At 63.6% G+C, this 25,468-nt stretch carries 31 protein-coding genes; 8 read left to right on the top strand and 23 right to left on the bottom strand.

Features of this window, described 5'->3' with window-relative positions; all coding sequences use genetic code 11:
- Window positions 1–214 precede the first annotated feature (214 nt).
- The 4 genes from tolB to tolQ are packed head-to-tail and all read right to left on the bottom strand — an operon-like array spanning window position 215 to window position 3,770.
- A complete protein-coding gene (gene tolB, locus ABIB95_RS22860) occupies window positions 215–1,558 on the bottom strand; it encodes a Tol-Pal system beta propeller repeat protein TolB (protein ID WP_502917859.1) in 1,344 nt (447 codons plus the stop codon).
- A gap of 41 nt (window positions 1,559–1,599) precedes the next feature.
- Window positions 1,600–2,556 carry a cell envelope integrity protein TolA gene (gene tolA, locus ABIB95_RS22855; RefSeq protein WP_166080000.1) on the bottom strand — a complete coding sequence of 319 codons (957 nt, stop codon included), beginning with the start codon at window positions 2,554–2,556 and terminating at the stop codon, window positions 1,600–1,602.
- Window positions 2,557–2,560: 4 nt separating this feature from the next.
- A complete protein-coding gene (gene tolR / locus ABIB95_RS22850; RefSeq protein ID WP_028152217.1) occupies window positions 2,561–3,010 on the bottom strand; it encodes a protein TolR in 450 nt (149 codons plus the stop codon).
- 43 nt (window positions 3,011–3,053) lie between these two features.
- Window positions 3,054–3,770 carry a protein TolQ gene (gene tolQ, locus ABIB95_RS22845; protein WP_014492404.1) on the bottom strand — a complete coding sequence of 239 codons (717 nt, stop codon included), beginning with the start codon at window positions 3,768–3,770 and terminating at the stop codon, window positions 3,054–3,056.
- 640 nt (window positions 3,771–4,410) lie between these two features.
- Between tolQ and ggt the strand changes: the two genes are divergently transcribed.
- Entirely contained in the window at window positions 4,411–6,147 is a 1,737-nt protein-coding gene (gene ggt, locus ABIB95_RS22840; protein WP_354242358.1) for a gamma-glutamyltransferase, read from the top strand.
- A gap of 75 nt (window positions 6,148–6,222) precedes the next feature.
- On the opposite strand, the gene ABIB95_RS22835 is transcribed toward ggt, so the two are convergent.
- From ABIB95_RS22835 to ABIB95_RS22790, 10 genes are all read right to left on the bottom strand, one after another.
- Complete coding sequence (locus ABIB95_RS22835; protein ID WP_354242355.1) at window positions 6,223–6,933, bottom strand: SDR family NAD(P)-dependent oxidoreductase; 711 nt, start codon at window positions 6,931–6,933, stop codon at window positions 6,223–6,225.
- Window positions 6,934–6,958: 25 nt separating this feature from the next.
- A complete protein-coding gene (locus ABIB95_RS22830) occupies window positions 6,959–7,726 on the bottom strand; it encodes a serine acetyltransferase domain-containing protein (RefSeq protein ID WP_354242352.1) in 768 nt (255 codons plus the stop codon).
- Between the two features lie 63 nt (window positions 7,727–7,789).
- Window positions 7,790–7,927 (bottom strand): hypothetical protein, encoded by a 138-nt coding sequence (locus ABIB95_RS22825; protein WP_354242350.1) that lies wholly within the window; start codon window positions 7,925–7,927, stop codon window positions 7,790–7,792.
- Window positions 7,924–8,181, bottom strand: coding sequence for a hypothetical protein (locus ABIB95_RS22820; protein WP_354242348.1), 258 nt, complete (start codon window positions 8,179–8,181; stop codon window positions 7,924–7,926). The genes ABIB95_RS22825 and ABIB95_RS22820 overlap by 4 nt, the downstream gene beginning before the upstream one ends.
- Before the next feature lie 68 nt (window positions 8,182–8,249).
- On the bottom strand, window positions 8,250–8,417 hold the full coding sequence (locus tag ABIB95_RS22815) for a hypothetical protein (RefSeq protein WP_155257986.1): 168 nt from the start codon (window positions 8,415–8,417) through the stop codon (window positions 8,250–8,252).
- A gap of 215 nt (window positions 8,418–8,632) precedes the next feature.
- Window positions 8,633–9,118, bottom strand: a complete 486-nt coding sequence (locus tag ABIB95_RS22810) for a DUF2852 domain-containing protein (RefSeq protein ID WP_028152211.1) — start codon at window positions 9,116–9,118, stop codon at window positions 8,633–8,635.
- 120 nt (window positions 9,119–9,238) lie between these two features.
- Window positions 9,239–9,979: a TetR/AcrR family transcriptional regulator gene (locus tag ABIB95_RS22805; RefSeq protein WP_071909737.1), complete on the bottom strand. Its 741-nt coding sequence runs from the start codon at window positions 9,977–9,979 to the stop codon at window positions 9,239–9,241.
- 170 nt (window positions 9,980–10,149) lie between these two features.
- A complete protein-coding gene (locus tag ABIB95_RS22800) occupies window positions 10,150–10,512 on the bottom strand; it encodes a YciI family protein (protein WP_063981089.1) in 363 nt (120 codons plus the stop codon).
- A 65-nt stretch (window positions 10,513–10,577) separates the two neighbouring features.
- The gene (locus ABIB95_RS22795) at window positions 10,578–10,982 is read right to left on the bottom strand and encodes a YciI family protein (RefSeq protein WP_028152208.1); all 405 of its coding nucleotides are present in this window, start codon (window positions 10,980–10,982) and stop codon (window positions 10,578–10,580) included.
- Window positions 10,983–11,148: 166 nt separating this feature from the next.
- A complete protein-coding gene (locus ABIB95_RS22790) occupies window positions 11,149–11,514 on the bottom strand; it encodes a nuclear transport factor 2 family protein (protein WP_354242344.1) in 366 nt (121 codons plus the stop codon).
- A gap of 319 nt (window positions 11,515–11,833) precedes the next feature.
- On the opposite strand from ABIB95_RS22790, the gene ABIB95_RS22785 reads away from it, so the two are divergent.
- The gene (locus ABIB95_RS22785) at window positions 11,834–13,501 is read left to right on the top strand and encodes a methyl-accepting chemotaxis protein (protein WP_354242341.1); all 1,668 of its coding nucleotides are present in this window, start codon (window positions 11,834–11,836) and stop codon (window positions 13,499–13,501) included.
- A 93-nt stretch (window positions 13,502–13,594) separates the two neighbouring features.
- On the opposite strand, the gene ABIB95_RS22780 is transcribed toward ABIB95_RS22785, so the two are convergent.
- Window positions 13,595–13,972: a cupin domain-containing protein gene (locus ABIB95_RS22780; protein ID WP_354242338.1), complete on the bottom strand. Its 378-nt coding sequence runs from the start codon at window positions 13,970–13,972 to the stop codon at window positions 13,595–13,597.
- An 89-nt stretch (window positions 13,973–14,061) separates the two neighbouring features.
- Here ABIB95_RS22780 and ABIB95_RS22775 point away from each other — a divergent pair, with 89 nt between their 5' ends.
- From ABIB95_RS22775 to ABIB95_RS22760, 4 genes are all read left to right on the top strand, one after another.
- The gene (locus ABIB95_RS22775) at window positions 14,062–14,850 is read left to right on the top strand and encodes an SDR family NAD(P)-dependent oxidoreductase (protein ID WP_166079991.1); all 789 of its coding nucleotides are present in this window, start codon (window positions 14,062–14,064) and stop codon (window positions 14,848–14,850) included.
- Window positions 14,851–14,980: 130 nt separating this feature from the next.
- Complete coding sequence (locus ABIB95_RS22770; protein ID WP_502917858.1) at window positions 14,981–15,409, top strand: hypothetical protein; 429 nt, start codon at window positions 14,981–14,983, stop codon at window positions 15,407–15,409.
- Window positions 15,410–15,696: 287 nt separating this feature from the next.
- Window positions 15,697–16,041 carry a hypothetical protein gene (locus ABIB95_RS22765; protein ID WP_354242333.1) on the top strand — a complete coding sequence of 115 codons (345 nt, stop codon included), beginning with the start codon at window positions 15,697–15,699 and terminating at the stop codon, window positions 16,039–16,041.
- 428 nt (window positions 16,042–16,469) lie between these two features.
- Window positions 16,470–16,832: a hypothetical protein gene (locus tag ABIB95_RS22760; protein WP_354242331.1), complete on the top strand. Its 363-nt coding sequence runs from the start codon at window positions 16,470–16,472 to the stop codon at window positions 16,830–16,832.
- Between the two features lie 106 nt (window positions 16,833–16,938).
- Here ABIB95_RS22760 and ABIB95_RS22755 read toward each other — a convergent pair whose 3' ends face one another.
- The 4 genes from ABIB95_RS22755 to ABIB95_RS22740 all read right to left on the bottom strand — a co-directional run bounded on the left by ABIB95_RS22755 (window position 16,939) and on the right by ABIB95_RS22740 (window position 19,707).
- Window positions 16,939–17,352: a VOC family protein gene (locus ABIB95_RS22755; protein ID WP_354242328.1), complete on the bottom strand. Its 414-nt coding sequence runs from the start codon at window positions 17,350–17,352 to the stop codon at window positions 16,939–16,941.
- A 73-nt stretch (window positions 17,353–17,425) separates the two neighbouring features.
- Window positions 17,426–17,962, bottom strand: a complete 537-nt coding sequence (locus ABIB95_RS22750) for an SRPBCC family protein (protein ID WP_063981081.1) — start codon at window positions 17,960–17,962, stop codon at window positions 17,426–17,428.
- 78 nt (window positions 17,963–18,040) lie between these two features.
- Window positions 18,041–19,342 (bottom strand): RNA polymerase sigma factor, encoded by a 1,302-nt coding sequence (locus ABIB95_RS22745; protein WP_166079988.1) that lies wholly within the window; start codon window positions 19,340–19,342, stop codon window positions 18,041–18,043.
- Window positions 19,339–19,707 carry a YciI family protein gene (locus tag ABIB95_RS22740; protein ID WP_135214753.1) on the bottom strand — a complete coding sequence of 123 codons (369 nt, stop codon included), beginning with the start codon at window positions 19,705–19,707 and terminating at the stop codon, window positions 19,339–19,341. The genes ABIB95_RS22745 and ABIB95_RS22740 overlap by 4 nt, the downstream gene beginning before the upstream one ends.
- A gap of 141 nt (window positions 19,708–19,848) precedes the next feature.
- On the opposite strand from ABIB95_RS22740, the gene ABIB95_RS22735 reads away from it, so the two are divergent.
- Window positions 19,849–20,814 (top strand): 2-hydroxyacid dehydrogenase, encoded by a 966-nt coding sequence (locus ABIB95_RS22735; protein ID WP_354242323.1) that lies wholly within the window; start codon window positions 19,849–19,851, stop codon window positions 20,812–20,814.
- A gap of 178 nt (window positions 20,815–20,992) precedes the next feature.
- Here the strand turns inward: ABIB95_RS22735 and ABIB95_RS22730 are convergent, their stop codons facing one another.
- Complete coding sequence (locus ABIB95_RS22730) at window positions 20,993–21,637, bottom strand: TetR/AcrR family transcriptional regulator (protein ID WP_354242321.1); 645 nt, start codon at window positions 21,635–21,637, stop codon at window positions 20,993–20,995.
- 106 nt (window positions 21,638–21,743) lie between these two features.
- On the opposite strand from ABIB95_RS22730, the gene ABIB95_RS22725 reads away from it, so the two are divergent.
- The gene (locus ABIB95_RS22725) at window positions 21,744–22,388 is read left to right on the top strand and encodes a glutathione binding-like protein (protein ID WP_354120046.1); all 645 of its coding nucleotides are present in this window, start codon (window positions 21,744–21,746) and stop codon (window positions 22,386–22,388) included.
- 72 nt (window positions 22,389–22,460) lie between these two features.
- Here the strand turns inward: ABIB95_RS22725 and ABIB95_RS22720 are convergent, their stop codons facing one another.
- The 3 genes from ABIB95_RS22720 to ABIB95_RS22710 form a co-directional block, all read right to left on the bottom strand.
- Window positions 22,461–23,228 (bottom strand): substrate-binding periplasmic protein, encoded by a 768-nt coding sequence (locus ABIB95_RS22720; protein ID WP_354242318.1) that lies wholly within the window; start codon window positions 23,226–23,228, stop codon window positions 22,461–22,463.
- Between the two features lie 36 nt (window positions 23,229–23,264).
- Window positions 23,265–23,591: a c-type cytochrome gene (locus ABIB95_RS22715; protein ID WP_175618267.1), complete on the bottom strand. Its 327-nt coding sequence runs from the start codon at window positions 23,589–23,591 to the stop codon at window positions 23,265–23,267.
- Window positions 23,592–23,695: 104 nt separating this feature from the next.
- On the bottom strand, window positions 23,696–25,414 hold the full coding sequence (locus tag ABIB95_RS22710) for a pyrroloquinoline quinone-dependent dehydrogenase (RefSeq protein ID WP_063981075.1): 1,719 nt from the start codon (window positions 25,412–25,414) through the stop codon (window positions 23,696–23,698).
- Window positions 25,415–25,468 lie beyond the last annotated feature (54 nt).

Here is a 25,468-nt window from a genome sequence, read left to right as displayed (position 1 = left end):
GTCGAGTTGTTTTTCGGCAATAGCGAACATGTTTCCGCTGAAATATCAAGCAACTAGGCAAGCGTTGCCGGGCACAAGGTGAAGGAAAGCTTGCGTCCCGCACCAAACCCCGAAAAAATCGGCATGTTTTTTCGAAAACATCGCGCGTCTGAACGCGCAATGTCTTAGCCCCGATGTTTCACGCGAACCTGTATCCGCTTCGCTCGCAGGCGCTCTAGCCGGGTGTCGAGGACAGCAGCGGCGACCATGCCGGGTCGGAGGCGAAGCCCGGCGTCGGCACCTTGAGCTCGTTGCGGCCGGAGATGTCGACGGAGAACAGCGACGGCCCGCCGCTGCCGCCGGGATCGCGGAAGAACATCAGCACGCGGCCGTTCGGCGAGAAGGTCGGCCCTTCGTTGTGATAGCCCGAGGTGAGCAGACGCTCGCCGGAGCCGTCCGGCTTCATGACGCCGATCGAGAACTGCCCGCCGCCCTGCCTGGTGAAGGCGATGTAATCGCCACGCGGCGACCACACCGGCGTCGAATAGGTGGCGTTGGTGTCGTCCTTGGAGAAGGAGATGCGCTGCGCAGCTCCCCCGCCCGCCGCCATCACATAGATCTGCGACCTGCCGCCGCGATCGGATTCGAAGCAGATGCGGGTGCCGTCCGGTGAGTAAGACGGAGAGGTATCGATCGCCGGCGTGTCGGTGAGGCGCGTGGTCGAGCGCGAGCGCAGATCCATCACGAACAGGTTCGAATTGCCGCCCTGCTGCAAGCTCATGATGACGCGCTGGCCGTCCGGCGAGAAGCGCGGCGCGAAGGTCATGCCGGGGAAATTGCCGACGATCTCGCGCTGGCCGGTCTCGATGTTGAAGAGATAGACCTTCGGATCGCCCTGGCCGAACTCCATGTAGGTGATCTCTTGCGAGTTCGGCGAGAAGCGCGGCGTCAGCACAAGGTCGGAGCCGCGGGTCAGATAGCGCACATTGGCGCCGTCCTGGTCCATCATCGCGAGCCGCTTGACGCGACGCTCCTTTGGGCCGGTCTCGTCCACGAACACCACACGGCTGTCGAAATAGCCCTTTTCGCCGGTCATCTGCTCATAGATCTGGTCGGAGATGATGTGGGCGATACGGCGCCAATATTCCGGCGAGGTGAAATATTGCTGGCCCGCAAGCTGCTGGCCCGTGATGACGTCCCACAGGCGGAATTCCGCCTTGAGCCTTCCGTCCTGCCCCCGCGTCATGCGGCCGGTGACAAGGGCCTGCGCGTTGATGGTCTTCCAGTTCTGGAATTGCGGCGCGACGTCGATGTTGCTGATGCGCTCGATGAAAGCTGCCTGGTCGATCGGTGCGAACAGGCCCGACCGCTTCAGATTGTTGGTGATGACCTGGGTGACGCCGTTGCTGACGTCGCCGTCGGCGGGCGAGCCCGGCACGAAGTTGGAGATCGCGATCGGGATCGGCCGAAACTCGGTTGGATTGAGTTCAAGCCGCTTTTGGCCCTGGGCCAGGGCATGTCCGCCCCCGAGCGTCGCGAGCGCCGATCCTGTCAGTGTCATGAAGCGGCGGCGGTTCATCGATAGGACGTCATTCATCGCAAAATTCTTTTGTTCGGATGTCACAACATATCTTTCAGGCCGAAGCGCATCGGAATGGTCTTCCAAGTGTCATACTGCTGCTTCGGCAGGAACGAATAGACCTGACACTGCACGATGGCGCGCTTGGCGCTCTCCGCCACCGCCTGAGCAATCGACCGAGACGGGCCGCGAACCGCGACGATAACCGGCTCGGACGCAAGCGAGCCGTCGATTTTCATCGGGATATCGATGTCAGCCTCGTATTGCTCGGCGTCTTGCCCGTTATAGGTGGGCGTGAAGCAGCGCCGGACCGCATTCGTGAACGCGCCTCCCCACGTCGCAACGTTGTTGGCAGCAGTCCCGGTCGTCGATCCCAGCGCAGCCGACGCATTCAGCGCCGCGCCGGAGAGCTCGTGCCGGGTCGCCGCGCGCTTGTCGAGGTCGCGCTGGATCTGCGCGGGATCGAAGCTGCGCTCCTTGGGCTTCGGTTGCTGCTGCGGCTGCACCGCCGCGACCTTCTGCTCGACGGGCTTCGGCGGAGGCTTCTTGGTTTCCAGCTTCTTCTGGAGCTCGGCGATCGGATCTTCCTTGGCCGGATCAGGCTTCTTTTCCTGCGGCTTCGGCTCTTCCTTCGGCTTCGCCTCGGCGACGGGCTTCGGCGGCTCGGGCTTCTTCTCGACCGGCTTCTCGACGGGTTTCGGCGGCGGCTCGGGCGTCGAGTTGGTCTTGATCAGCTCTTTCTTCTCGGTGACCTTGCCGACCGCATCTTCCTCGGGCTTGGCCTCGGCGATCTTCTCGACCTTGGGCTTCGGCTCTTCCTTTTTGCCGGTCTTCTGCCCCGACATCATCTGCGCAAGCTGATCGGTGGAGATGATGTCGATTGGAAGCGACTCTTCCGCGACAAAGGCCTTGCTGCTAAAGGTGACCAGTCCCCATCCAAGCACGAGGACGTGGAGGGCAATCGACGCAACGAGTGTCTTGTCGACGTTCACCTTCACCGGTTTACCCCTGATCCGCCTCGGTCACGAGCGCCAGCTTCTTGAAGCCCGCGCCGGACAACAGGCCCATGACCTTGGCCACCGTTCCGTAATCCGCCTTCTTGTCCGCGCGCAGATAGATGCGCTCCTCGAGCCCGCCGCGCGCGTCCGTGATCGCCTTCAGCTTCGGGATCAGCTCGTTGATCGCGATCTCTGCGTCATTGATGAACACCTTGCCCTTGATGTCGACCGACATCTGGATTGGCTTCTGGTCGTTGTTTTCGAGGCTCTTGGCCTGGGTCTGCGGCAGGTCGAGCGGCACGCCGACCGTCAACATCGGCGCCGACACCATGAAGATGATGAGCAGCACCAGCATCACGTCCACCATCGGCGTGACGTTGATCTCGGCCACGACGGGCTTGCGCCGGCCGCGGCGCCCGCCGCCTCCGGACGAACTAGCTACGTTCATCGCCATGATCGAGTGCCCAAATTGCCCCTCACACTATACATGCCGTCCGTCAGCCCCGCTCGTCGATCTGACGCGACAGAATGGCGGAAAATTCATCGGCGAAACCTTCGAGCCGCTGGGCCTGCCGGTTCACCTCGGAAGTGAACTTATTGTAGAAAATAGTGGCAGGAATGGCGGCGATAAGGCCGACGGCGGTCGCAAACAGCGCTTCCGCGATGCCCGGCGCGACCACCGCCAGGGAGGTATTTTTCGATGCCGCGATCGACTGGAAGCTCGACATGATGCCCCAGACCGTGCCGAACAGGCCGACAAAGGGGCCGGCGGAGCCGACGGTAGCGAGCACCAGCAGCCGGCGTTCCAGCCGCTCGACCTCGCGGGCGATCGAGACGTTCATCACCTTGTCGATGCGCATCTGAAGGCCCGCGACCGAGCGGGCGTGGCTCTCGAAGGAACGCTTCCACTCGCGCATGGCGGCGACGAAGCAGGCCGCCATGGAATGCGTCGGCTTGGCCGAGAGCGTGCGATAAAGCTCCTCGATCGACTCGCCGGACCAGAAGGCCTGCTCGAACCGGTCCATCGAGCGGCGGGTGCGTGCGTAAAGAAAGATCTTGTCGATCGCGATGGCCCAGACCCAGACCGAGCAGGCGAGAAGCCCCAGCATCACCGCTTTCACGATCCAGTGAGCCTGCCAGAACAGCGCAATCAGCGACACGTCCGCGGAAGCGGCAACCGGAAGGGCTGACTGAGCCACGTCGGCCGGATTCATAAGCAGTATCCTCTCAAGGCGATCATTTACCTGACCTCTCCGGCCAGCAAATGGCTGCCGGTTCCCCAACAGCCGCGCTAGCACCGGCGCGGCCGGCAAGCCCGCTCAAAGCCTTGTCTTTCTGGGGTGCAGGGGCTCGTCCAAAGCCGGCCGTCTGCATTCCCTGCCAAGATGTCAAAACTATGGGCCTTGAGCACGGCTCCGGGCACGACTGTCCGCAATTACCAGAGCCCGCCGATGGTTAACGTGCGGTTACCACGGCCGAATTTGGCTGCCGGAAAGGTAGGCAGCGCAAGCGGTTGGCCGCTTTGCCGCGGGACATGGCGGCGACGGATCGGAGCCGGGTCCACTGGCGAGGTCGGTTCCCTCCCCCCTTGCGGGGGAGGGCCAGGGAGAGGGGTACCACACGGGGGCTCCCACCGAAATCGAACACACGCAACGAGCACCTTTTCCTGGGCACCCGCTCTCCCCCGCAAGGGGGGAGCGCAGTGTGCTCCGTGCGGGCACCCGATTTCTTACGCTGACCGTTCGAACACCGCTGCCATCAGCGGCCGATTTGCCCGACGGATTCCGCCTGATAGTCTGCGCTTGCATAGATCAACAAGGGCCGGGACAGCCGGCCTCGCCAAGGGAGCAAGCCGTGCAAAATGCGGGAACACGCCTGCGGTGGCTGAACGCCGCGATCGTATCGATCTGCCTCACGGCCTTTGACCCCGCGCACGCGGCGTCGGTCGCGCCGGTCGCCGCGCAAAACGGCATGGTGGTGTCCGCGCAGCATCTGGCGACCCAGGTGGGTGTCGATGTGCTGAAGCGCGGCGGCAATGCCGTCGATGCCGCTGTGGCCGTCGGTTATGCCTTGGCCGTCGTCTATCCGGCCGCCGGCAATCTCGGTGGTGGCGGCTTCATGACGATCCAGCTCGCCGACGGCCGCAAGACCTTCCTCGATTTCCGCGAGACCGCGCCCAAGGCGGCGACGGCCAATATGTATCTCGACAAGGACGGCAACGTCATCAAGGGCATCTCGACCAAGGGGCATCTGGCTGTGGGTGTGCCAGGCTCCGTCTCGGGCATGGAATATGCGCGCGAAAAATACGGCACCATGAAGCGCGCCGACCTGCTCGCTCCCGCGATCCAGTTCGCCGAACAGGGATTTGTACTCGACCAGGGGGACATCGACCTGCTGCGCTCGGCAACCGACGATTTCAAGGACGATCCAGCATCGAGCGCGATCTTCCTCAACAACGGCCAGCCGTTCGGCGTGGGCGATCGACTGCTGCAATCCGAACTGGCGAAAACCCTGCGCGAGATCAGCAGCAAGGGCACCGACGGCTTCTACAAGGGCTGGGTCGGCAGCGCCATCGTGGCATCGAGCCAGGCCGGCAAGGGCCTGCTGACGCAGGACGACCTCGACGGCTACAAGACGCGCGAGCTCGCACCTGTCGAATGCGACTATCGCGGCTATCACGTGATTTCCGCGCCGCCACCGAGCTCGGGCGGCGTCGTCATCTGCGAGATCCTAAATATCCTGGAGGGCTACCCTCTGAAGGAGCTGGGCTACCATTCCGCGCAGGCCGTGCACGTGCAGATCGAGGCCATGCGGCATGCTTACGTGGACCGCAACAGCTATCTCGGCGATCCGGATTTCGTGAAGAATCCGCTCGACCGCCTCCTCGACAAGAATTACGCAACCAAGATCCGCGCCGTGATCGATCCGAACAAGGCCGGGATCTCCAAGGACATCAAGCCGGGCGTCGCGCCGCACGAGGGCAGCAACACCACGCACTATTCAATCGCGGACAAGGACGGCAACGCGGTATCGGTGACGTACACGCTGAACGATTGGTTCGGCGCCAAGGTGACGGCGGCCAAGACCGGCGTGCTGCTGAACGACGAGATGGACGACTTCACGGCCAAGGTCGGGGTGCCGAACCTGTATGGCCTGGTGCAGGGTGAGGCGAATTCCATCGCTCCGGGCAAGCGACCGCTGTCTTCGATGAGCCCGACCATCGTCACCAAGGACGGCAAGACCGTCATGGTGGTGGGCACGCCCGGCGGCAGCCGCATCATCACGGCGGTCCTGCAGACCATGATCAATGCGATCGACTACGGCATGAACGCGCAGGAGGCCGTCGACATGCCACGCATCCACCAGCAATGGCTGCCTGATATGACCAATGTCGAGGACTATGCGCTGTCACCGGACACGCGCAAGATCCTGGAAGGCATGGGCCACAAATTCGGACCACCGCAACCGGCCAACCATCTCGCGGTCATCATCGTCGGCGCGCCGTCGCTGAACGGCGAGCAAGTCGGCAATAATCGTTACTACGGTGCGAACGATCCACGCCGAAACAGTGGGCTGGCGGCAGGGTATTGAGAGAACGCGTAGGGTGGGCAAAGGCGCAAAGCGCGGTGCCCACCTTACAGGAGCTCTGCTCGGCAGTAGCGCCCCTCACCATTTCTCCTTCGAGGTCCGTACATCGAGCTCGAACGACCAGGCGCGCTCGGGCTGGCGATAGAGGAAGGCGAAGGCATCGACGATGCCATCGATGTCGATCAGGCTGTCCTCGCGGCCGGCCGCATCCGGGAATCGTGAAAAGATCTTGTCGCCGGCGATCGCGCCGTCGACCACGACATGGCCGACATGGATGCCGTCGCTCGCGTATTCCTTCGCCATCGCCTGCGCCAGCGTGCGCAGGCCGGCCTTGGACGAGTTGAAGGCGCCGTAGCCGGAGCGTCCGCGCAGCGAGGCACTGGCGCCGGTGAACAGCAGCGTGCCGGTCTTCTTCGGCACCATGCGCCGCACCGCCTCGCGGCCGAACAGGAAGCCACCGAAGCAGACTACGCGCCAGGCGTTCTCGAAATAGTCGGCCTCCATCTCGATGATCTTGCCGGGCGTGTTGTTGCCGGCGTTGTAGATGGCGAGGTCGAGGTTGTCGCCGGCGGCATCGAACAGCGCGACGATGTCCCCCTCCCTGGTCGCATCGGCAACGAAGGGCATGGCTGCGCCGCCCGCCTTCGTGATGTCGTCGACAACGGCCTGCAAGGCAGACAGCGTCCGGCCCGCGACGATCACCTTGAGCCCATCGGCCGCAAAACGCTTGCAAAGCCGGGCCCCGAGCCCGCGGTCCGGACCAACGCCGATCACGATTGCCGTCTTCATTGCAACTCTCCGAAGGTTGATGGGGTCAAGCCGCCGAGGCAGGTTCGGGGCAATTGGTCAATCGCGCGGGATTGCCGATCGCGGTGCAGCCGGCGGGCACGTCACCGGTCACAACAGCTCCGGCGCCGATCTTTGCGAAATCGCCGATATTGATGTCACCGAGAATGGTCGCGCCGCCGCCGATGTAGACACCGCGGCCGATGCGCGGCGAGCGCGTCGGCAATTCACCGCGACGGCCGATGCTGACGCTCTGGAGGATGGTGACCTCGTCACCGATCACCACATTCGCACCAATCACGATGCCGGTGGCGTGGTCGAGATAGACGGACGATCCAATGGATGCGGCCGGATGAATGCTGATCTGCAGCAGGTTGGACGCCTCGTTCTGAAACAGCAGCGCCGCGTCGCGATGGTCATGACGCCAGAGCCAGTTCGAGACGCGCCAGGCTTGCAGCGCGACATAGCCCTTGTAATGCAGCAGCGGTGGCAGCAGGTCGGTGATGGCGGGATCGCGCAATGCGATGGCCTGCAGATCCCGGCTGGCGGTTTCGATCAGGTCTGGCTCGCCTTGAAAGGCGTCGCGGGAATAGGACGTGAAGCGCGTGCGCCCGGTGGTGCCGCTGCCGAGCCGCTGCCCGATCAAATCGGCCAAAGCGGCGGCAAAATCATCGTGAGCGAGAATGGCACGCGCAAGGGCTTTGCCGAACACGGGGTCTGCATCAGCCGCGCGCCGCGTCTCGCTGCGGATCTGTCGCCAGAGGCCGTCGCTCGCCGTGATCGCAGCTTCCGCCATTGTCGCCTCCGGTCCGCCCACTCTTGTGAAGGCGAATATAGGCGGTCCGGGTCGGGGCGCCAGTCACGCCGCCGGGACACGCTTGCTTTCGCCCTCAAGACCGGGCCGGGCCCGCTTGCGCAGGCTGAGCGCGTAGAGCCAGCCGCCCGCCGCGATCAGGATCGGCAGGATGAAGAGCGCGACATCGCGGAGCAGGATCATGGGGCGATGCTCCCCTTTGCAAACGAGACCGCGCGGCTGAGTGCGTACGAGGCGCACCAATAGAGATAAAGGCTGAGAAAGAACCGCCAGGATTCGCCGAGCTGCCACTGCGGATAGAGCTGGACTTCCGTCGGCCATCCATTGAGGAACGCGATTGCCACCGGCACGATGTTTCCGAACCGGTCGAACAGCGCCGAGGCGCGCTCGAGGAGCGCGATGCTCTGGCTGATCTCTTTGCGTTCGGCGTTGGTCATGGTCGGGCCCGTTGGCGCCGCGGGAGATGCGCCGTCAGGGCTTGGTCGGGCCCGGCGCGGATCGGGTTCTACCGGTCCTGCACATGTACGTGATCAACGCCGCAGAACGCACGCCCGCCGGCGCAGAGGCGAAAATGGCAATCGGGATCAGACGCGCAGCCGCCATAGACCAAGCCGATGTAGCCCAACACCGCCAGGGCGGTCACGGCAAGCAGCAGGCGGGTGTAGAGGTCCATGATGCGCGTCGTCCAGCAGCGCGGCGGATTGAGGTGGCACGCGCAAGTCTTGGTGTCGGATCGTCGGCGGTTGGTTCTGGTCCCCCAAAAACCAAACCGCCCGCCTGCGGGTTGCGCAGGCGGGCGGCTCGGGGCCATCAGGACTTTGGGGGCATGCGCCTGAAGGCTCTGAGAGGCAGACCCCGGATCAGCCGTTTTAGATCAGCCTTTTTAGATCAGCCTTGCGGCTGGTCGGTCGGCGGCGGGGTCGGGCGCGTCTTGTGCTGCGCCATGAACTGGTCGAACTCTTCCTTGTCCTTGGCGTGACGCAGACGGTCGAGGAAATTCCTGAACTCGACCTGCTCTTCCTCAAGCCGCTGCAGCGTCTCGGTGCGGTATTCGTCGAAGGCACGGTTGCCGCTCGAGGGCGGGCCGAAGCCGAAGCCGAAACCACGGCGCTCCATGCGGCCGCGCATGCGGTCCATCTTGTACTGCATCCGCTCCATCTTGTTCTGCCAGCGATCCTGGTGGCTCCAGCAACCCATTTTTCTGCTCCCGAGTGTGAAAAAGAGAAGGGCAAGTCCGATCGGCCACCAGATGATGAAGCCGAGGATGGTCACGGCGATCCAGCCGGGATGCCAGGGCGTATCGAGCATGTGGGGGCGCTCATAGCGTTCGTCAGAGGAACCGCGCCATCGATTGACATCAGCGGTGTAGGCCATTTCCATCTCCATCACGGCACCAGCGCCGTTGTGAATGTAAATAACATTTACATAGCTAGACCATCCCGCGATTTTGTCAAGTCGGCCGCCCGACAGGGTCGCCGAATTATTTGCGCAATTTTATTTCGGCTTGCCCCAGGGGCCGCCGGGCGGCAGGCCAGAACCGGAGGATGCCTCCGGTGGCACCGGCGGCGGCTCGGCGCTTCGTGCCGGCGGACGGCGGTCGGTCGGGAAGCCGAGGCCGCGCAGATAGATCAGCACCTCGGCTTCAAGCAGGTCATCCGGCGACATCGGCAGTTTTCGCCGCGCGGCGTCGCCGCGTGAGAACAGCGAGGCCACGCCGTGGGCCATCGACCAGATGTGCAGCGCCATCATCATGGCCGGTGGCCGCGGCGTGCCGGGCGGCGCCAGCGCCGCAAGCCGTTCGGCGGCTGCGCGAATGATGTTGAAGGCGCGTTCACTGGCAGCCTGCAGGGCCGGATTTGAATCGACCGGCACGCCTGATTCGAACATCGCGTTGTAGAAGGCAGGCTCCTCGCGGGCAAAGGCGAGATAGGCCTTGCCGACGCGCTCGAACGCCGAGACCGTATCCGGGCGCCCGTCGTCCCAGGCCGCGGTCAGGCGCTGCTCGAACTGCTCGAAGCCGCGCTGCGCGATCGAGGACAGCAACTCCTCGCGGTCGCGGAAATGCCGGTAAGGCGCCGCCGCGCTGACGCCGGCCATGCGCGCGGCATCGGCAAAGGTGAAGCCGGCCGCGCCCTTCTCGGCGATCAGCCCGAGGGCAGCCTGCAACAGGGCTTCCTTCAGATTGCCGTGGTGATAGCCGCGCTCGGTGCGGCCCTGGTCCTTACGCCAGCTCATGTGAACAGCTTTTACATGAGCCGGGCGTGAAGTCACTAGCGCAGGCCGGATTTGATTAACCGGCCAACTCGTCATTCCGGGGGCGGCTCGACCCGGGGCTGCTCGACGAGCCGAACCCGGAATCTCGAGATTTCCGGGCTCGCGTGTGCGCGCCCCCGGAATGACACGGCCTAGCCGCCGGGAATCGGCAGCACCGGCATGATCTCGACGCGTTCGCCGGGGAAGATCGCGAAGTGCGGGTGGTTCTCGAACATCTTGGCTGCGGCCTCATGGGACGCAGCGCGGACCACGGTGAAGGCGCCCATCTCGTTGGCGATGTCGGCGACGCCCTTGCCGTCGACCTTCTTGGTCTTGCCGAGAGGGCCGCCCATGGCCTGGATCGCGCCTTGATGCTTCTCGACCCAGCCTTTCCAGGCCGCCATGCCCTCCTGCTCCTTCGCCTTCCGCGCGGTCTCGGACATCGCGTTCCATGCGGCCCATTGCGGGCTGGTCTTGCTGCCGAGGAAAACGGCGAGATAGGTATCGGTGCTCATTGGTTCTCTCCTTTGTTGATGGATGATGGATTGACGAGCCGCGAGTTGATCCGCGGCCGTCTCGGCTACGTCTTCAGATCGTCGAAACCGGCGGCGGCTGCCTGCACCTCCGGCGGAAAGTCGGCCATCTCCTGCACCTGCCGGATCTCGATGACTTCATTGGCGGAGGCCGGGCACTTCTTCGCCCAGGCGATCGCCTCCTCGCGCGAAGCAACCTCGATCATCCAGTAGCCGCCCAGAACTTCCTTGGCTTCGGCGAACGGGCCGTCGGTCACGATGGGCTCGCCGGTCGCGAACGAGACGCGCGCGCCCATCGACGGCGGGTGCAGACCGTCGAGCGTGATCAGCACGCCGGCATCCTTCAGCGCCTCATTGTAGCGCATCATCGCGGCGACGCGTTCGGGATCGAGTTGCACGTCCGGCGGCGCGGTCTCGTAGCCGAGCGGAATCATCAGCATCATGAATCGCATGAGCAGTCCTTGCTTGCTTTGTCGTTTCGGGTTTGCGCGGCGCGGCGCCACCCCCGGAAGGACGGGAGCGGCGGTCCGGGCCGCCCACCCTTACCTCTAAGACGAACCAACCTTTACGGAACCGACAAGGTGATGAAAATTATTCCAGAGGTCATTGCGCCGGCCGCTAGCGCGGCTTTGGCAGGAAACGCCCATCCTTCCGGGCAGCGCCGAAATAGACGTCGATGCGGCGGACCTTGCCACCGGAAAAGGTGAAGAACTCCGTGTTGCGAAAGCTTCTGCCATCTGTCCCCAGACAGAGATAGGTGACGAAGGCCTCGTCGCCCCGGACGAAAACCCGCTCGATGTCGTGCCGCGCGATCCAGCCGGTGTCCTTCCAGCAGCGCTCGAAATAGGCCGCCTTGTCGAGGTCGTCGTCGAACGGACTGGTGAAGCGGAAATCGTCGGCCAGTGCGTCGGCGACCCGTTGCCGGTCGTTGCCGAGATAGGCTGCGAAGAGGTCTCGAATCAGGCGCTCGCGGTCGTCAGGCATTGATGGTCTCCGCAGAGAAGATCCTCTTGAAGACGATGCACGAACGCGTGCCCCGACATTGCTTGCCGAATTTCAACAGAGACGATGCGAAAATATCGCGAGGCGGGTCCGTACGAGTACGGACCGACTATGTCCACCGCCGTGCATATAGGACGAGAATCTTCGAAAGCAGAACAACATGGCCAGCGCACGCGGAACTACGGAGACCGCGCAGCTTGCTGCAAGGGTTTACAGTTGATCAACGCGTGCATGCAACTTTTTCGAGAAGGCCAATTGCAGCTGGGCCGACGCATAGTTGAACCATTCCGGGGACCTTCAAGTGTTCAATTTCAACAGCAAGGCCAGGATCCAGCACGCGCTCGCGGAAGTCGACGCCCTCGATCGCTCGCAGGCCGTCATCGAATTCGATCTCGACGGCACCATCCTCGATGCCAACGAGAACCTTCTGAAAATGAGCGGCTATTCGCTCGCCGAGATCAAGGGCAAGCATCACAGCATCTTCGTCAGCCCGACTGAGCGCGAGAGCGCCCGCTACCGCGACTTCTGGGCCAGCCTGAACCGCGGCGAATTCCAGACCACGCAATACAAGCGCTTCGGCAAGAACGGCAAGGAAGTCTGGGTTCATGCCTCCTACGCCCCGTTGCTGGACAAGAACGGCAAGGTGGTCAGCTTCATCAAGTTCGCCACCGACATCACGGCGTACAAGATCAAGACCATGGAAGACTCCGGCAAGATCGCCGCGATCAACCGCGCGCAGGCCGTGATCGAGTTCAACATGGACGGCACCATCGTCACCGCCAACGAGAACTTCCTGGGCGCGATGGGCTATTCGCTCGACGAGATCAGGGGCAAGCATCACAGCATGTTCGTGACGCCCGAGGACCGCGCGAGTTCGGCCTATGCCGCATTCTGGGCCAGGCTCAACCGCGGGGAGTTCGAGGCGGCCGAGTACAAGCGACTCGGCAAGGGGGCTAAGGAGATCTGGATTCTCGCGACCTACAACCCGATCCTCGACGAGACCGCCAAACCGTTCAAGGTGGTGAAGTTCGCAACCGACATCACCGCGCAGAAGATGAAGGCCGCCGACAATGACGGCCAGCTCGCCGCGATCCAGAAGTCGCAGGCGGTGATCGAGTTCAACATGGACGGCACGATCCGCACCGCCAACGAGAATTTTCTCAAGGCGGTGGGCTATTCGCTGGCCGAGATCAAGGGCCAGCACCATTCCATGTTCGTCGAGCCGAACGAGAAGAATTCGGCGGCCTACCGCCATTTCTGGGAGAGGCTCAACCGCGGCGAATACCAGGCCGCCGAATACAAGCGGATCGCCAGGGGCGGCCGCGAGATCTGGATCCAGGCGTCCTACAATCCGATTCTGGATCTCAACGGAAAACCCTACAAGGTGGTCAAATACGCCACCGACATCACCGCGCAGGCGATCGGCCGCAAGAAGGCAGACAATGCGCGCGGGCTGATCGAGGCGGTCGCGGCCGGCAGCGAGCAGATGAGCGCCTCGATCCGCGAGATCTCCGAGACCATGGCGAAATCGCGCGAGACCTCCAAGGTCGCGACCACCAGGGTCGAGGCCGCGGACGGCCAGGCCCAGAAGTTGACGGCGGCGGCCCAGGCCATGAGCGGCATCGTCGAGATGATTTCGGGCATCACCAGTCAGATCAACCTGCTTGCGCTCAACGCCACGATCGAATCGGCGCGGGCGGGCGAAGCGGGCCGCGGCTTTGCCGTGGTCGCCTCCGAGGTGAAGAACCTCGCCAGCCAGGCCAAGCAGGCCACCGACACGATTACCTCCGAAATCGACGCGCTGAACACCATCTCGGGCGACGTTGCGAGTTCGCTCACCGCGATCAAGGCCGCGATCGCCGGCGTCAACGAGTTCATCGCCTCCACCGCAGCCGCGGTCGAGGAGCAGAGCATCGTGACCTCCGACATGTCGTCGAACATGCAGCGCGCATCGGCGGAGCTGGCGTAAGCTCTCGCTTTATCACTATCCCCGTCATCCTTCGAGGCCGCTGAAGAAGCGGCCACCCTGGGGGTGACGGAGAGAGAGACCGACGCCCTTACCCTAGCGCTCCCAGCGTCGCGTCGCTTCACTCGCCCCGTCCGGCAGCATCTCGAAGACCGGTGAGGCTAACACCGCATGCACATGCAGCATGGTCGCTCCCGAATTGCGGAAACCGTGCTTGCGGCCGGCGGGAACCAGCAGCACCTGTCCGGCCGTCATCGTGATACGCCGGGCTTCGATCCACATCTCCGCCTCGCCCGCCCGCACGGTGAGCACCTCCTCGACCGTGTGGCTGTGCGTCGGCGCGCCGGCGCCGGGATCGACCCATTGCTCGAAGATGCAGAGCGCGGTCGCGCCGTTGCGCGCGGATGTGACCATGCGGGTCTTCACACCTGGCCGCCATTCCTCGAGCGGGATCGTGCCGGAATCGATGAGCATGGCCTGGAGCCCTTCTTGCCGGGACGAAAGCGAAGTAAAAGGAGCCGGCGCTCGAGCGCGCCCCTTTCGAACACAGGACAGACTAGCAAATGCCGCAGGCCCCACAAAACGTCGCCCTCGTCACCGGAGCCGCGCGAGGCATCGGGCTGGCGACGGCCAAGAAATTCCTGGCCGAAGGGTGGCGCGTCGCGCTGCTCGATATCGAAGGGGAGTTGCAGGCAGCCGCAGCGGCGGCCCTGAAGAATCCCGATAACACGCTGGCAATCACCTGCGACGTGTCCGACGCAGCCGCCGTGGGAGCTGCAATGGCGGCGGTCATGAGCCGCTTCGGTCGGCTCGATGCTCTCGTCAACAACGCCGGCGTCGCCGTGTTCGCGCCAGTGCTGGAGACAAGCGACGCCGATTGGAACAGGATCATGGCGGTCAATCTCACCGGCCCGTTCCTGTGCACCAAGGCGGCCGCGCCGCTGATGCGCGAGCAAGGCGGCGGCGCCATCGTCAACGTCACCTCGATCTCGGCGGTGCGCGCCTCGACCCTGCGTTCGGCCTATGGCACCAGCAAGGCGGGCCTTGCGCACCTGACCAAGCAACTCGCGGTCGAACTCGCCTCGCTCAACATCCGCGTCAACGCGGTCGCGCCGGGGCCGGTCGACACCGCGATGGCGAAGCAGGTGCACAGCAGGGAGATCCGCGCTGACTATCACGACGCCATTCCGCTCAACCGCTACGGCCTGGAGGAGGAACTCGCCGAAGCGATCTATTTCCTGTGCTCGGAACGATCGAGCTACATCACCGGCCAAATTTTGGCCGTCGATGGCGGCTTCGATGCGGCTGGCATCGGCCTGCCGACGCTGCGCGGCGAACGGCGGAACGGGTGAACGTCGTAGGGTGGGCAAAGGCGCGCAAGCGCCGCGCCCACCTTCCCTCCAGATTTGCGATGCCATTGGTGGGCACGCTACGCTTTGCCCACCCTACGGGATCGAGTTAGTGGAGAGCTCCATGCGACGCATGTACTTTGTGGGTGCCTGGATGCTCGCATCTGCGCTCTTTACCACCACCCCCGCCATGGCCGAAATCCGCATCATCCAGTCGCCGGGCGGAGAGGTCGGGCCGTTCCTCGACCTGTTCGAGCAGGTGCGCGAGAGCGGCGAGCGCGTGGTGATCGACGGTCCGTGCCTGTCCGCCTGCACGCTGGTGCTCAGCATCGTGCCGGGCGAGCGCATCTGCGTCACCAAACGCGCGGTACTCGGCTTCCACGCGGCGCGTTCGGTCGACCGCCGTGGGCGTTTTTATGCCGAGCCCGAAGCCTCCGACGCGGTGCTGCAGGCCTATCCCGGCCCGGTGCGCGACTGGATCAGCCGGCACGGTGGCCTCTCGTCCAGATTGCTTTTGCTGAAGGGCCGCGACCTTGCGGCGATCTATCCACGCTGCCGCTGAGCAACAGGCGGCCGCCAGCGATGTGACCGGTTGCATCCGCCGCTGTCCGGCGATTAGGCAGTTTTGCAAAATTCCGACGATCCGGACACGAAATCCGCTCAACCGCTTGGCAATGCCTGCCCAATTTACGCGGTTTGCGGCCTTTCCCGACCGTCTATGATGGTCCCGTCCAGATTGGGGCCGCTCGGGTCACGATGGCTGCAGGGCCGTCATAATCTCAGCAGTGGTCACAGACTAGGATGGTTTCGCTTTTTCAAGATTACACATTTTCAAACCGGTCGCAGGCCGTGCAGCCCATCGATTTTCACTACCGCCTGTCGGACCAGGGACGCATTGTCCTTGGCCAGTTGAGCTCCCAGGAAACCGTCGAATTCGAATTGCTGTCGCGGCGCCACCGCGAGGGTCTGATGGACCTGCCGTCCGAGCTGCGGCTGCTCGAGCTCTATGTGAAATATATCGGCTCGGGCGCAGAGGCTGCGCTCGCGCCGTCGGAGCTCGCATGGCAGACGAGCGAGCCACTCCAGCGGCGGAGACAGCCGCGTGCGCGAACGGCGCGGCCGCGCAACTACATCCTCTCGATGATCGTGATCGCGAGCGTCAGCTTCACGCTCATCGCGTTGCTGGTGAGCTAGCAGGCAAGCGCGACGGCGAAATTGCGCCGGTCACGCATTTCGTCGGGCCTAGTAGAGCCTCTGGATGGTCTGCGCCAATTCCATGGTCGCGCAGATGAGCATACCCCAAAGTGCAAAATTGATTTGTAGCGCCGCTGCCATCGGTCGCTCCCTTCCCAAGTTACGCCCACCCCAGTTTGTAGAATTTATGAAGAAATTATTAGCGATTCTGTCGTGGAGTTTACAGCCTAATATTTCGCCAGTTGTTGTGCGATGCGATCCGCATGATTTCACGAAGCGGCCTCACTGCTCTCGCAATGTGATGCGAGAGCACGATTCCATATTGGGCCATGGCGGCCACGTCGTTTCCCTTAGGTTCCATTTAACCGGCGCGACGCAAGGCTCCGCATGCGGAGTTTGCGTGTCGCGTACCGCACCAAGGGTCCGGCATGCTGCGTCACGGCTTCGTCTTGCTCACTTTTTGCGCAGCGCTCCTCGGATGCGCGGCGGCGCCGGCGCAGGAGCGCCGACCGATCGCATGGGACGGCCTCGGCCGGGATCCGAACCAGGCCCCTCACCGCTCCTCTGTCACAAAGCGGCGCGCCGCGAACCCGGCGCCTACGCAGGACAATCCCAATCAGGAGCGGGAAAGAGTGCTCGGCACGTTGCGCCCGTTCTCCGAGGCGTGGTGGGTGGTCCATGACGAAATCGAGGCGGAGAACGACAGGCAGCTTGGCACGAAACTCGTGATCTGCCCTCGCTGCGTTGAATCGCTGCCGCCAAGCGATGATGCGACCGGATCGCTCCGGTGAGCGAGCACGCGGCGATCAGCCGTGTGACATGACAACGGCATGAGTGACCCACTCCCGTAACAACGGGAGTGGGATCGCGGCTTGGCGTGTCAGGCCGACGCGCCCGTCACATGCCCTCGGCCGGGCAGTTCACCATCCAGGGAATGCCGAACTTGTCGACGCACATGCCAAAGCCCTTGGCCCAGAACGTCTTGCTGAAGGGCATGGTGACGGTGCCGCCGTCGGCGAGCGCGTTGAACTTGCGCTCGCCATCCGCGGGGTCCGTGACCGTGAGCGAGACCGAAAAGCCCTGGGCTTTCTGAAAATGCTCGGGTGGCGCGTCGGAGGCCATCAGCACGCTGCCGTCGGGCAGCGACATCCGCGCATGCATGATCATCTTCTCGCGGCCGGGCGTGGCGGGCATGTCCGGCGGCGCTTCCGATGACCGCATCATGGCGTCGATCTTGCCGCCCAAAACCTTGGCGTAGAAGTTGAACGCCGCTTCGCAGGTGTCCTGATAGAACAGATAGGCATTGATCATCGTTTCTCTCCTCTTCGTTTTCTTGGCGATTCCTTGGCAGCTCCTTGGCTGCTCCTTGGGGCAGCAAGCCTTGCTACTTCTCGGTGAGCTTCTTCAAGCTGGCGAGGCCGGCCTCGAAGTCCTTGCCGATCATGTTGTCCATATTGATGAACACCTGCATCACCTTGGACATGAACGGCGCCGGACCGTACATCGCCCATGTGACCAATGTGGCATCGCCTTGCGGCACAAAGGTGAACTCGGCGGTGTTGTGGCCTTCGAACGGGCGCTCGAAGTCGAGCTTGATCCGAAGCTTCGACGGCGTGCTCGCCTCGAGGATTTCCATATGCCCGGCGCCGACATTATTGTTGCCGTCCCAGGCATAGGTCGCGCCCTTGCCTGACGCGGTTCTGCCGAAGGTCCGCTTCATGCCGGGGTCGCGATCCTCATAGGGCGACCAGCTCATCCAGAAATGGAAATCGGCAACGTGCGGATAAATCGCATCGGCCGGCGCCTTCACGGCGAGCGAGCGCTCGACGCGGAAAGTGTCGGGTTTTGTCAAGGCGAAGACGAGGACCGCGGCTATGCCGACGGCGAGGACGACGGCGATGATGGCAATGGCTTTCAGCATGAGTGGCTCCCTGGATATGGAATTAAGACGAAGGGGAACGGCGGGAGCCGACAATCGGCGGGACGAAATTTTTGGCCGTCACTTTGCCTTTGCGCCCTGCCTGGCGCCGCCATTGGCGCCCTTCGGCTGGCTGTCCCGGATCAGGCGATCAATATGCATGCGGATATGGGCGGCTTCCGCCGAAGTATTGGCGAGTGCGATGGCGTGGTCGAAGGCGATGCGGGCTTCGTCGTTACGGCCGAGCTGCATCAGGAAGGCACCACGCACGCCGTGGAAATGAAAGTAGTTAGTGAGTTTCGGCGCCAGCGGCTCGATCAGTTCGAGCGCCGCTTGAGGCCCGCGCACCTTGGAGACCGCAACCGCCCGGTTGAGCGTCACCACCGGCGAAGGCTGCATCACTTCGAGCGCGCCGTAGAGCAGGTCGATCTGCGTCCAGTCGGTTTCCTCGGGCGTCGACGCGCGCGCATGCAGCGCGGCGATCGCGGCCTGGACCTGATAGGGGCCGCTGCGGCGATGGCGCATCGCCTTGTCGATCAGCGCGAGGCCTTCCGCGATCATGTTGCCGTTCCATAGCGTACGATCCTGGTCGTCGAGCAGGATCACCGCGCCGTCCGCAGCAAAGCGCGCGGCGCTGCGCGCATGCTGCAACAGCAGCAGCGCCGCGAGCCCCATGATCTCCGGCTCGCTCTGGAACAGCCGTAGCAGCAACCGTGCCAGCCGGATCGCTTCCTCGCACAGCGGCTTTCGGATCTCCGCCGTGTCGCCGCTGGCCGAATAGCCTTCGTTGAAGATCAGGTAGATCATTGCGGCAACACCGGCGAGCCGCTCGGAGCGTTCGACCGCGCCGGGCGTTTCGAACGGCGCCCCGGCCTCGGCGACCTTCGCCTTGGCGCGGGTGATGCGCTGCTCCATCGCCGCTTCCGAGACCAGGAAGGCGCGCGCGATCTGTTTCACGGTGAGGCCGGAGACGATGCGCAGCGCCAGCGCGATCTGCTGGGTCGCCGGCAGCTGCGGATGGCAGCAGATGAACATCAGCCGCAGGATGTCGTCGCGGTAGTGCGAGCCGTCGAGCCGCTCGGCGAGCGCGCCCTCGGCGTCGTCGAGATCGGAGATGGCCTGGTCGTCCTCGGGCAGCGGCTGCTGCTTGCGGGCGCGGCGGACCTCGTCGATGGCGACGTTGCGGCCGACCATGATCAGCCAGGCCGCGGGATCGCGCGGCGGCCCGTTCTGCGGCCAGGTCTTGAGCGCGCGCAGGCAGGCGTTCTGGAAGGCCTCTTCGGCGGTATCGAGATCGCGGAAATAGCGCAGCAGCGCGCCGACCGCCTGGGGTCGCGCCGACGTCAGCGCGGTCTCGATCCAGGCGGTGTCGGCCTCGCTCACGTCGAAATTCCTCCGGGCCGGAATACGCCGACGGGGCGCACCTCATAGGCGCCGCCGGGATTGGCCGCACCGAGCTCGCGCGCGACGTCGAGGGCTTCGTCGAGATTCTTGCAATCCACGATGTAGAAGCCGAGCAATTGCTCCTTGGTCTCCGCATAGGGGCCGTCGAGCACCAGCGGCGGGTCTTCCTTGCGCAGCGTCGCCGCCGCCGTGGTCGGCAACAGCCGCGCCACCGGACCGAGCCGGCCCTGCTGTGTGAGCTTGTCCTGCACCACGGCGAGCTTCTTCATCACGGCCTCGTCCTGGTCCTTGCTCCAGGAGCCGACGAAGTCCTCGTCGTGATAGCAGAGGATCGCATAAAGCATGGGCAGCACCTTCCTGAACGCTTGTTTTTAAGACGATCCAATATGCCCCGCCCCGACAGGGCTGCGGAAAAAATTTGCGAGAAAAATCCGTCGGATCGTGCCAAGGAGGGTTTTCAAAACGGAACCGACGAGGCACTTCGAATGAGCATGGGCACACTGGCCGTCCTGATCAACAGCACGCAGCAGAACTGGCTGCCGGAGCGCTGGAAGGCCCGGTTCGACGCGGTCTGCGGCGGCCGCCGCGTGGTGCTGCTGCCGGATTCCGATCTCAATCCGGCCGAGGTGCACTATGCCGCGGTGTGGAAGCCGGTGCCGGGCGATCTCGGCTCTTTCCCCAATCTGCGTGCGATCTTCAATCTGGGCGCCGGCGTCGACGCGCTGATGGCCGACAAGAGCCTGCCCGACGTGCCGCTGGTGCGCGTCGCCGTGCCTGATCTCACCAATCGCATGACCGAGTATGTCGTGCTGCACGTGCTGATGCACCACCGCCAGGAGCTGTACTTGCGGGACTCGCAGCGCGCAAAACGCTGGGAGCCGCAATATCAGTGGCCGGCGAGCGCCGTCACCGTCAGCGTGATGGGGCTTGGCACGCTGGGGGCGGATGCCGCCGACGTGCTGCGCCGGCTCGGTTTCCGCGTTGCCGGCTGGAGCCGCAGCCCGCGCACGATCGAGGGCGTCGAATGCTTCCACGGCGCCGCGCAGATCGACGCATTCCTGCGCAAGACCGACATCCTGGTCTGCCTGTTGCCGCTGACGCCTGATACGCACGGCATCCTCAACCGCGACGTCTTCACCAAGCTCAACCGCAACAGCCCGCTCGGCGCGCCCGTTCTGATCAATGCGGGTCGCGGCGGCTTGCAGAACGAAGCCGATATCCTGGCCTGCCTCGACGACGGCACGCTTGGCGCGGCCTCGCTCGACGTTTTCGTGCAGGAGCCGCAGCCTGCCGACAGCCGGTTCTGGACCCACCCCAAGGTGCTGCTGACCCCGCACAACGCGGCCGACACCGACGCCGATGCAATCTCGGCCTATGTCGCCGAGCAAATCGCAAAGTTCGAGGCCGGCGGTGCGCTGGAGAACGTGGTGGACCGGGCACGGGGATATTAGACGCTTCGGCTGGCTGAGAGAGGCACGCACGCGCCCCACCCTCGCTGCGTACGCGGGGACCCATACCGCGTGATTTATCGTTGCGGATGGTCGCAGTACCGAACGACCAGTCTTCGCCAAACTTCTCTCTGTGGCTATGGGTCCCGGGCTCGCGCTACGCGCGCCCCGGGACGACGGCCTAACTTTTGGCCCCCACCATCACATCGATCGCGCCTTTCACGATCGCTTCCAACTCCTTGCGCGGGACACGCGCGCGGGAGCGGATGGCGATCGAATGCACGGTTGCGGAGGCGAGCTGCGCCAGCACGGCCGGGTCGGCGCTCGCGGGCAGCTCGCCCTTCTCCTTGGCGCGGCGGAAGCAACTGGCAAAGGCCTTGTCGAGTTCGGTCAGTCCATCCAGCACCATGGCACGGATCTCGGGATCGCCGACGGCTTCGGACGCCGCGGTCACCACCGTGAAGCAGCCGCGCGGACCGGTCTCGCCGGAGAGATAGATGTTCAGCGCGGAGGCGAAGATGCGCTCGAGCCGCTGGCGCACCGGCATCTCCTGGCGAAAGATCTCGACCATCGAGGCGCGCGCGTCCTCGCGGTAGCGCTGGTAGCTCTTGATGTAGAGCTCGCGCTTGTCGCCGAAGGCGCCGTAGAGGCTCGGCCGGTTCATGCCGGTCGCTTCGCTGAGATCGTCCAGCGACGTCGCGGCAAAGCCCTGCCGGCGGAACAGGTCGAGTGCCTTGCCGAGCGCGACGTCGGGCTCGTAGGCGCGCGGACGGCCACGCCGCTTCGGCTCATTGGCAGCAGCTGGCGGCTTCGATTTTTGTACCATTTCGCAAATTAATCCTTGACCGCTGCGATATTATACAAGATGGTACAAAAATCAATCTGGCCAGGTTGAGCGACACCCAAAGAGGAATTGCCCAAGGAGGCCCAAGATGGATCTTTATTTCTCGCCGCTCGCCTGTTCGATGGCGACCCGCGTCGCGCTGTATGAAGCCGGCGCCGAAGCGAATTATCTCGAAGTCGATCCGCCGACCAAGAAAGTGCTGAACGACGGCACCGACTTCCGCACTGTCAATCCGATCGGCCTCGTGCCGACGCTGCGCACCGACGAGGGCGTGGTGCTGACCGAGAACGCCGCGATCCTGCAATATGTCGCGGATCGGTTCCCGCAATCCGGCCTCGGTGCGGCCCAGGGCATCGATCGCACCCGGCTGCATCAATGGCTCTGCTTCATCGGCACCGAGTTGCACAAGGGCCTCTTCATCCCCCTGCTTGACCGCAAGGCGCCGCAGGAAACCAAGGCCTATGCGCTGGAGAAAAACCTGTCGCGGCTCGACTATCTCGACAACTACCTGAAGGGGCGCGACTTCCTGCTCGACCATTTCAGCGTGGCGGATGCCTATCTCGTCACGGTCATCAACTGGACCATGGCGACCCCGCCGATCGAGCTCGCCAAATGGCCGAACGTGAAGGCGTATCACGACCGCCTGCGTCAGCGGCCGTCGGTCGCGAAGGCGATCGCCGAAGAGTTCGAGCTGTACAAGGCCGAGCAGGCGCGGAAGAAGGCGGCGGCCTAGGGCCAAAGCGAGATATTCATAACGACGTCGTCCTGGCCAAACCGGGACGGCGTCGTTCGTTCGGCAATTCAGCTACCTCGGCGCTTGCAGCACGATCCCATAGCGACCGTAGATCCGATCGACCGTGCCGTCGTTGCGCAGCCGTTCCAGCGCTCCGTCGATCGCCTCGCGCAACGCATCGTCCGGGCGTATCATGCCGACGGCGACATTCCAGTTGAGATCGGCCACGCCCTCGTCGCGATCCAGGATCCGGAGTGCCTTGTCAGGATGCGTCAGATTGAAGTAGCCCGCCGCGGTGGGCGTGACCGCAGCCGCATCGATCTCCTTGTTTGATACGGCGTCGAGGCTGTCGGTCTCGAAGCCGAAGATCGATATGGGCACGTGCCGCTGACCGATGATCATGGCGGCGACAGAGCCGACCTGCACCCCCACCTTGGTATGCTCGCCGAGGCTCTTGAACGATGTGAGCGCGCTGGATGACGGCACCGCGAGCGCGACGCCCGTGCGATAGTACGGTTTCGAGATCCTCAAGCGGGTCTCGCCTTGCGCTTCGCGATCGGCGATGACATCCAGAAGAATGTCACAATTGGCGCTGCGCATTTGGTACTGCGTGATGATCCAGTCGAGCCGTAGCGAGACACCGAGCTCGCGTGCCAGCACCTGTCCCAACTCGACCTGAAAGCCGGATGGATCGCCGCCCTTGCGCGCAAAAGGAAGCGAGTTGGGATGCGCGCAGAGTCCGAGCGCGCCACTCGCGCGGATCGCCTCCAGGGTTCGCGCCTGCGCCGGTCCGGACAGCCCGATGGCGGCACCGACGATAATCAGGACAATTGCCTTCATGCCGCGTCTCATCTGGATGGATCAGGTCCCGGCGGGTCAGCCCTCGCGCGGCTTCAAGGCGCGGATATATTTGACGATCTGGTCGATCTGCGCGTCACTGAAGCTCTCGCCGAATGCCGGCATCGCACCTTGCTTGCCGATCTTGATACGGTTGTGCAGAAATTCGTCGTCTCGTTGCGAATTCATCAGTTGCGGTCCCCTGCCAGCAGCCCGGCCGCCGTCGGAGTGGCAAAAGCCGCAGGTCCCCGCGAACAACTGCTCGACGTCCAACGACCCGTTGTCCGGCGCCGGCGTGGCAGATTGAGCTCGAGCCACCACAACGCACAGCAACGAAGCGCCCAGCACCGCCGGAAGCGACTTCAAATGCAGTTTCAACACGTCCGCTCCATTCCTGAATCACGCCCGGCCGCTGCAATCGACCGAGGAGCGGGTTTGCACCCGCTCCTCGGCAGATCGTTTGAGACAGACTATTTCAAGCTGAAGACGACGAGGGCGCCGTCGTCACGCGGCATGCTCTTGTAGACGCCGCCGAAGTTTGGCGCATATTCGTCCGCCAGCATGCCGCCGAAGCCGGCCGCCACGGCGATATATTGCTTGCCGCCGACGGAGTAGCTGACGATACCGCCCTGGTGGCCGGTGCCGTTGTTGTGCTTCCACAACTCGGCCCCGGTTTCGGCATCGTAGGCGTGAAGGATGCCACGGGAGTCGGGTACGAACACAAGATTACCCCCGGTCGACAAAACGCTCCCAAGCGGCGGCTCGGGAAAGCGAACCTCCCATTTTTTCGCGCCCGTTATCGGGTCGCGCGCGTCGAGATGTCCGTAGATCTCGCCGCTCGGAGGCGGCACCATCTTGAAGTCGGCGCCGATGTTGAGCTGGACCTGGGGCGCGGTGACCGGCGTCGTCTTCTGAATATCCAGCGTCATGCACCATTCCTGGCCGATCTTGTAATAAAGACCGGTCTTCGGGTTGTACGAGCCGGCATTCCAGCTGATGCCGCCGCCAATGAAGGGACACAGCGGTACTTCAGTGACTTTCCCGACAGGGAAATCGCGACGGCCGATCAGCGCGCCCGTCTTGGGATCGATATCCTTGACGAAGTTGATGTTCTCAACCAGCCGCCAGACGTTCTTCACGCCAAGATTACGGTCGTAGACGAAGACGAAGCCGCCCTTGTTCGGATGAACCACGTATTTCTGGCCATCGCGCTCAAGCATCACGAACTCGCCGACGGCGCTGTCGAAGTCCCAGGCGTCGTGAGGCAGTTCCTGATGGTAGGATTTCAGCTTTCCGGTATCGATATCGAGAGCGATGACCGAACTCGTATAGAGATTGTCGCCGGGACGCGCACCTTGCGTCTTGTAATCAGCGCCCGACCAATCGTAGAGCGGCGCCGGGTTCGCGGTGCCCCACAGGACGGAGTTGGTCTCGGAGTCGTAGGTGCCCGGCATCCAGCCGCCGCCACCGCCCGTGCGCCAGGAATCGTTGCCCCAGGTCTTCATGGCCTCGTCGGTGCCCGCGACCGTCAGAAACTCCCACTTTTTCTTGCCGGTGGTGGCATCGACAGCGAAGATCGGGCCACGGCCCGGCCATTCACCCCCCTGCGAGCCGATGATGACGCTTCCCTTCGCGTAAAGCGGCGCGCCAGTGAAGCCGACCGTGAGCTTCTGCGAGTCGATCAGCCTGGTTTCCCAGAGAACCTTTCCCGACTTCGCATCGAGCCCGAACAGACGACCATCCATCGTACCGACGAAGACCTTGCCTTCACCAAGGGCTACACCGCGGTTGTAGGGCGAGTGGGTCTGTCGGCTGATGAGCGCCTCATCGAGTTCCGGAAAGAACGACCAGATGACCTCGCCGGTCGCGCCGTTCAGCGCAAAGACCCGGCTGTACGAACCCGAATAATAGAGCACGCCGTCGGCCACGAGCGGCATTGACTGCAGGCCGCGCGTCGATCGTCCGGGAATGTGCGTCCAGGCTACGCCCAGATTGCCGATGTTGCTCGCATTGATCTGCGCGAGCGGGCTGTAGTGATGGGATTTGTATGAACCATGATAGGTGAGCCAATCGTTCTGACCGGCGTTCTCGATCCGGGCAGTATCCACGGATTGGGCCAACGCCGCCGACGCCGCAAGTGTCGCGCCGACAACAAGAGGTAGACCAGAATTACACCAACGCTTCTTCATCCGTTCCTCCCGCTTTTGTGTTTTGTTGAACTCGCGTCTCGCAGACGCTGCGAG

Source organism: Bradyrhizobium sp. LA2.1 (genome assembly GCF_040547725.1).
Taxonomy (GTDB): domain Bacteria; phylum Pseudomonadota; class Alphaproteobacteria; order Rhizobiales; family Xanthobacteraceae; genus Bradyrhizobium; species Bradyrhizobium barranii.
Note: the sequence above shows the minus strand (reverse complement) of the source record. Positions and strands in the feature narration are given on the sequence as shown.

Coding starts and splice junctions, on each gene's coding strand:
- ABIB95_RS22810 (WP_028152211.1), bottom strand. CDS start 9,118: ATGGCCTACACCGCTGATGTCAATCGATGGCGCGGTTCCTCTGACGAA.
- tolQ (WP_014492404.1), bottom strand. CDS start 3,770: ATGAATCCGGCCGACGTGGCTCAGTCAGCCCTTCCGGTTGCCGCTTCC.
- ABIB95_RS22710 (WP_063981075.1), bottom strand. CDS start 25,414: ATGAAGAAGCGTTGGTGTAATTCTGGTCTACCTCTTGTTGTCGGCGCG.
- ABIB95_RS22775 (WP_166079991.1), top strand. CDS start 14,062: ATGCCGCAGGCCCCACAAAACGTCGCCCTCGTCACCGGAGCCGCGCGA.
- ABIB95_RS22820 (WP_354242348.1), bottom strand. CDS start 8,181: ATGACCAACGCCGAACGCAAAGAGATCAGCCAGAGCATCGCGCTCCTC.
- ABIB95_RS22730 (WP_354242321.1), bottom strand. CDS start 21,637: ATGGTACAAAAATCGAAGCCGCCAGCTGCTGCCAATGAGCCGAAGCGG.
- ABIB95_RS22780 (WP_354242338.1), bottom strand. CDS start 13,972: ATGCTCATCGATTCCGGCACGATCCCGCTCGAGGAATGGCGGCCAGGT.
- ABIB95_RS22815 (WP_155257986.1), bottom strand. CDS start 8,417: ATGGACCTCTACACCCGCCTGCTGCTTGCCGTGACCGCCCTGGCGGTG.
- ABIB95_RS22830 (WP_354242352.1), bottom strand. CDS start 7,726: ATGGCGGAAGCTGCGATCACGGCGAGCGACGGCCTCTGGCGACAGATC.
- ABIB95_RS22800 (WP_063981089.1), bottom strand. CDS start 10,512: ATGAGCACCGATACCTATCTCGCCGTTTTCCTCGGCAGCAAGACCAGC.
- tolR (WP_028152217.1), bottom strand. CDS start 3,010: ATGGCGATGAACGTAGCTAGTTCGTCCGGAGGCGGCGGGCGCCGCGGC.
- ABIB95_RS22725 (WP_354120046.1), top strand. CDS start 21,744: ATGGATCTTTATTTCTCGCCGCTCGCCTGTTCGATGGCGACCCGCGTC.
- ABIB95_RS22740 (WP_135214753.1), bottom strand. CDS start 19,707: ATGCTTTATGCGATCCTCTGCTATCACGACGAGGACTTCGTCGGCTCC.
- ABIB95_RS22755 (WP_354242328.1), bottom strand. CDS start 17,352: ATGATCAATGCCTATCTGTTCTATCAGGACACCTGCGAAGCGGCGTTC.
- tolB (WP_502917859.1), bottom strand. CDS start 1,558: ATGAACCGCCGCCGCTTCATGACACTGACAGGATCGGCGCTCGCGACG.
- ABIB95_RS22805 (WP_071909737.1), bottom strand. CDS start 9,979: ATGAGCTGGCGTAAGGACCAGGGCCGCACCGAGCGCGGCTATCACCAC.
- ABIB95_RS22770 (WP_502917858.1), top strand. CDS start 14,981: ATGTACTTTGTGGGTGCCTGGATGCTCGCATCTGCGCTCTTTACCACC.
- ABIB95_RS22760 (WP_354242331.1), top strand. CDS start 16,470: ATGCTGCGTCACGGCTTCGTCTTGCTCACTTTTTGCGCAGCGCTCCTC.
- ABIB95_RS22750 (WP_063981081.1), bottom strand. CDS start 17,962: ATGCTGAAAGCCATTGCCATCATCGCCGTCGTCCTCGCCGTCGGCATA.
- ABIB95_RS22795 (WP_028152208.1), bottom strand. CDS start 10,982: ATGCGATTCATGATGCTGATGATTCCGCTCGGCTACGAGACCGCGCCG.
- ABIB95_RS22790 (WP_354242344.1), bottom strand. CDS start 11,514: ATGCCTGACGACCGCGAGCGCCTGATTCGAGACCTCTTCGCAGCCTAT.
- ABIB95_RS22735 (WP_354242323.1), top strand. CDS start 19,849: ATGAGCATGGGCACACTGGCCGTCCTGATCAACAGCACGCAGCAGAAC.
- ABIB95_RS22720 (WP_354242318.1), bottom strand. CDS start 23,228: ATGAAGGCAATTGTCCTGATTATCGTCGGTGCCGCCATCGGGCTGTCC.
- ABIB95_RS22825 (WP_354242350.1), bottom strand. CDS start 7,927: ATGATCCTGCTCCGCGATGTCGCGCTCTTCATCCTGCCGATCCTGATC.
- ABIB95_RS22835 (WP_354242355.1), bottom strand. CDS start 6,933: ATGAAGACGGCAATCGTGATCGGCGTTGGTCCGGACCGCGGGCTCGGG.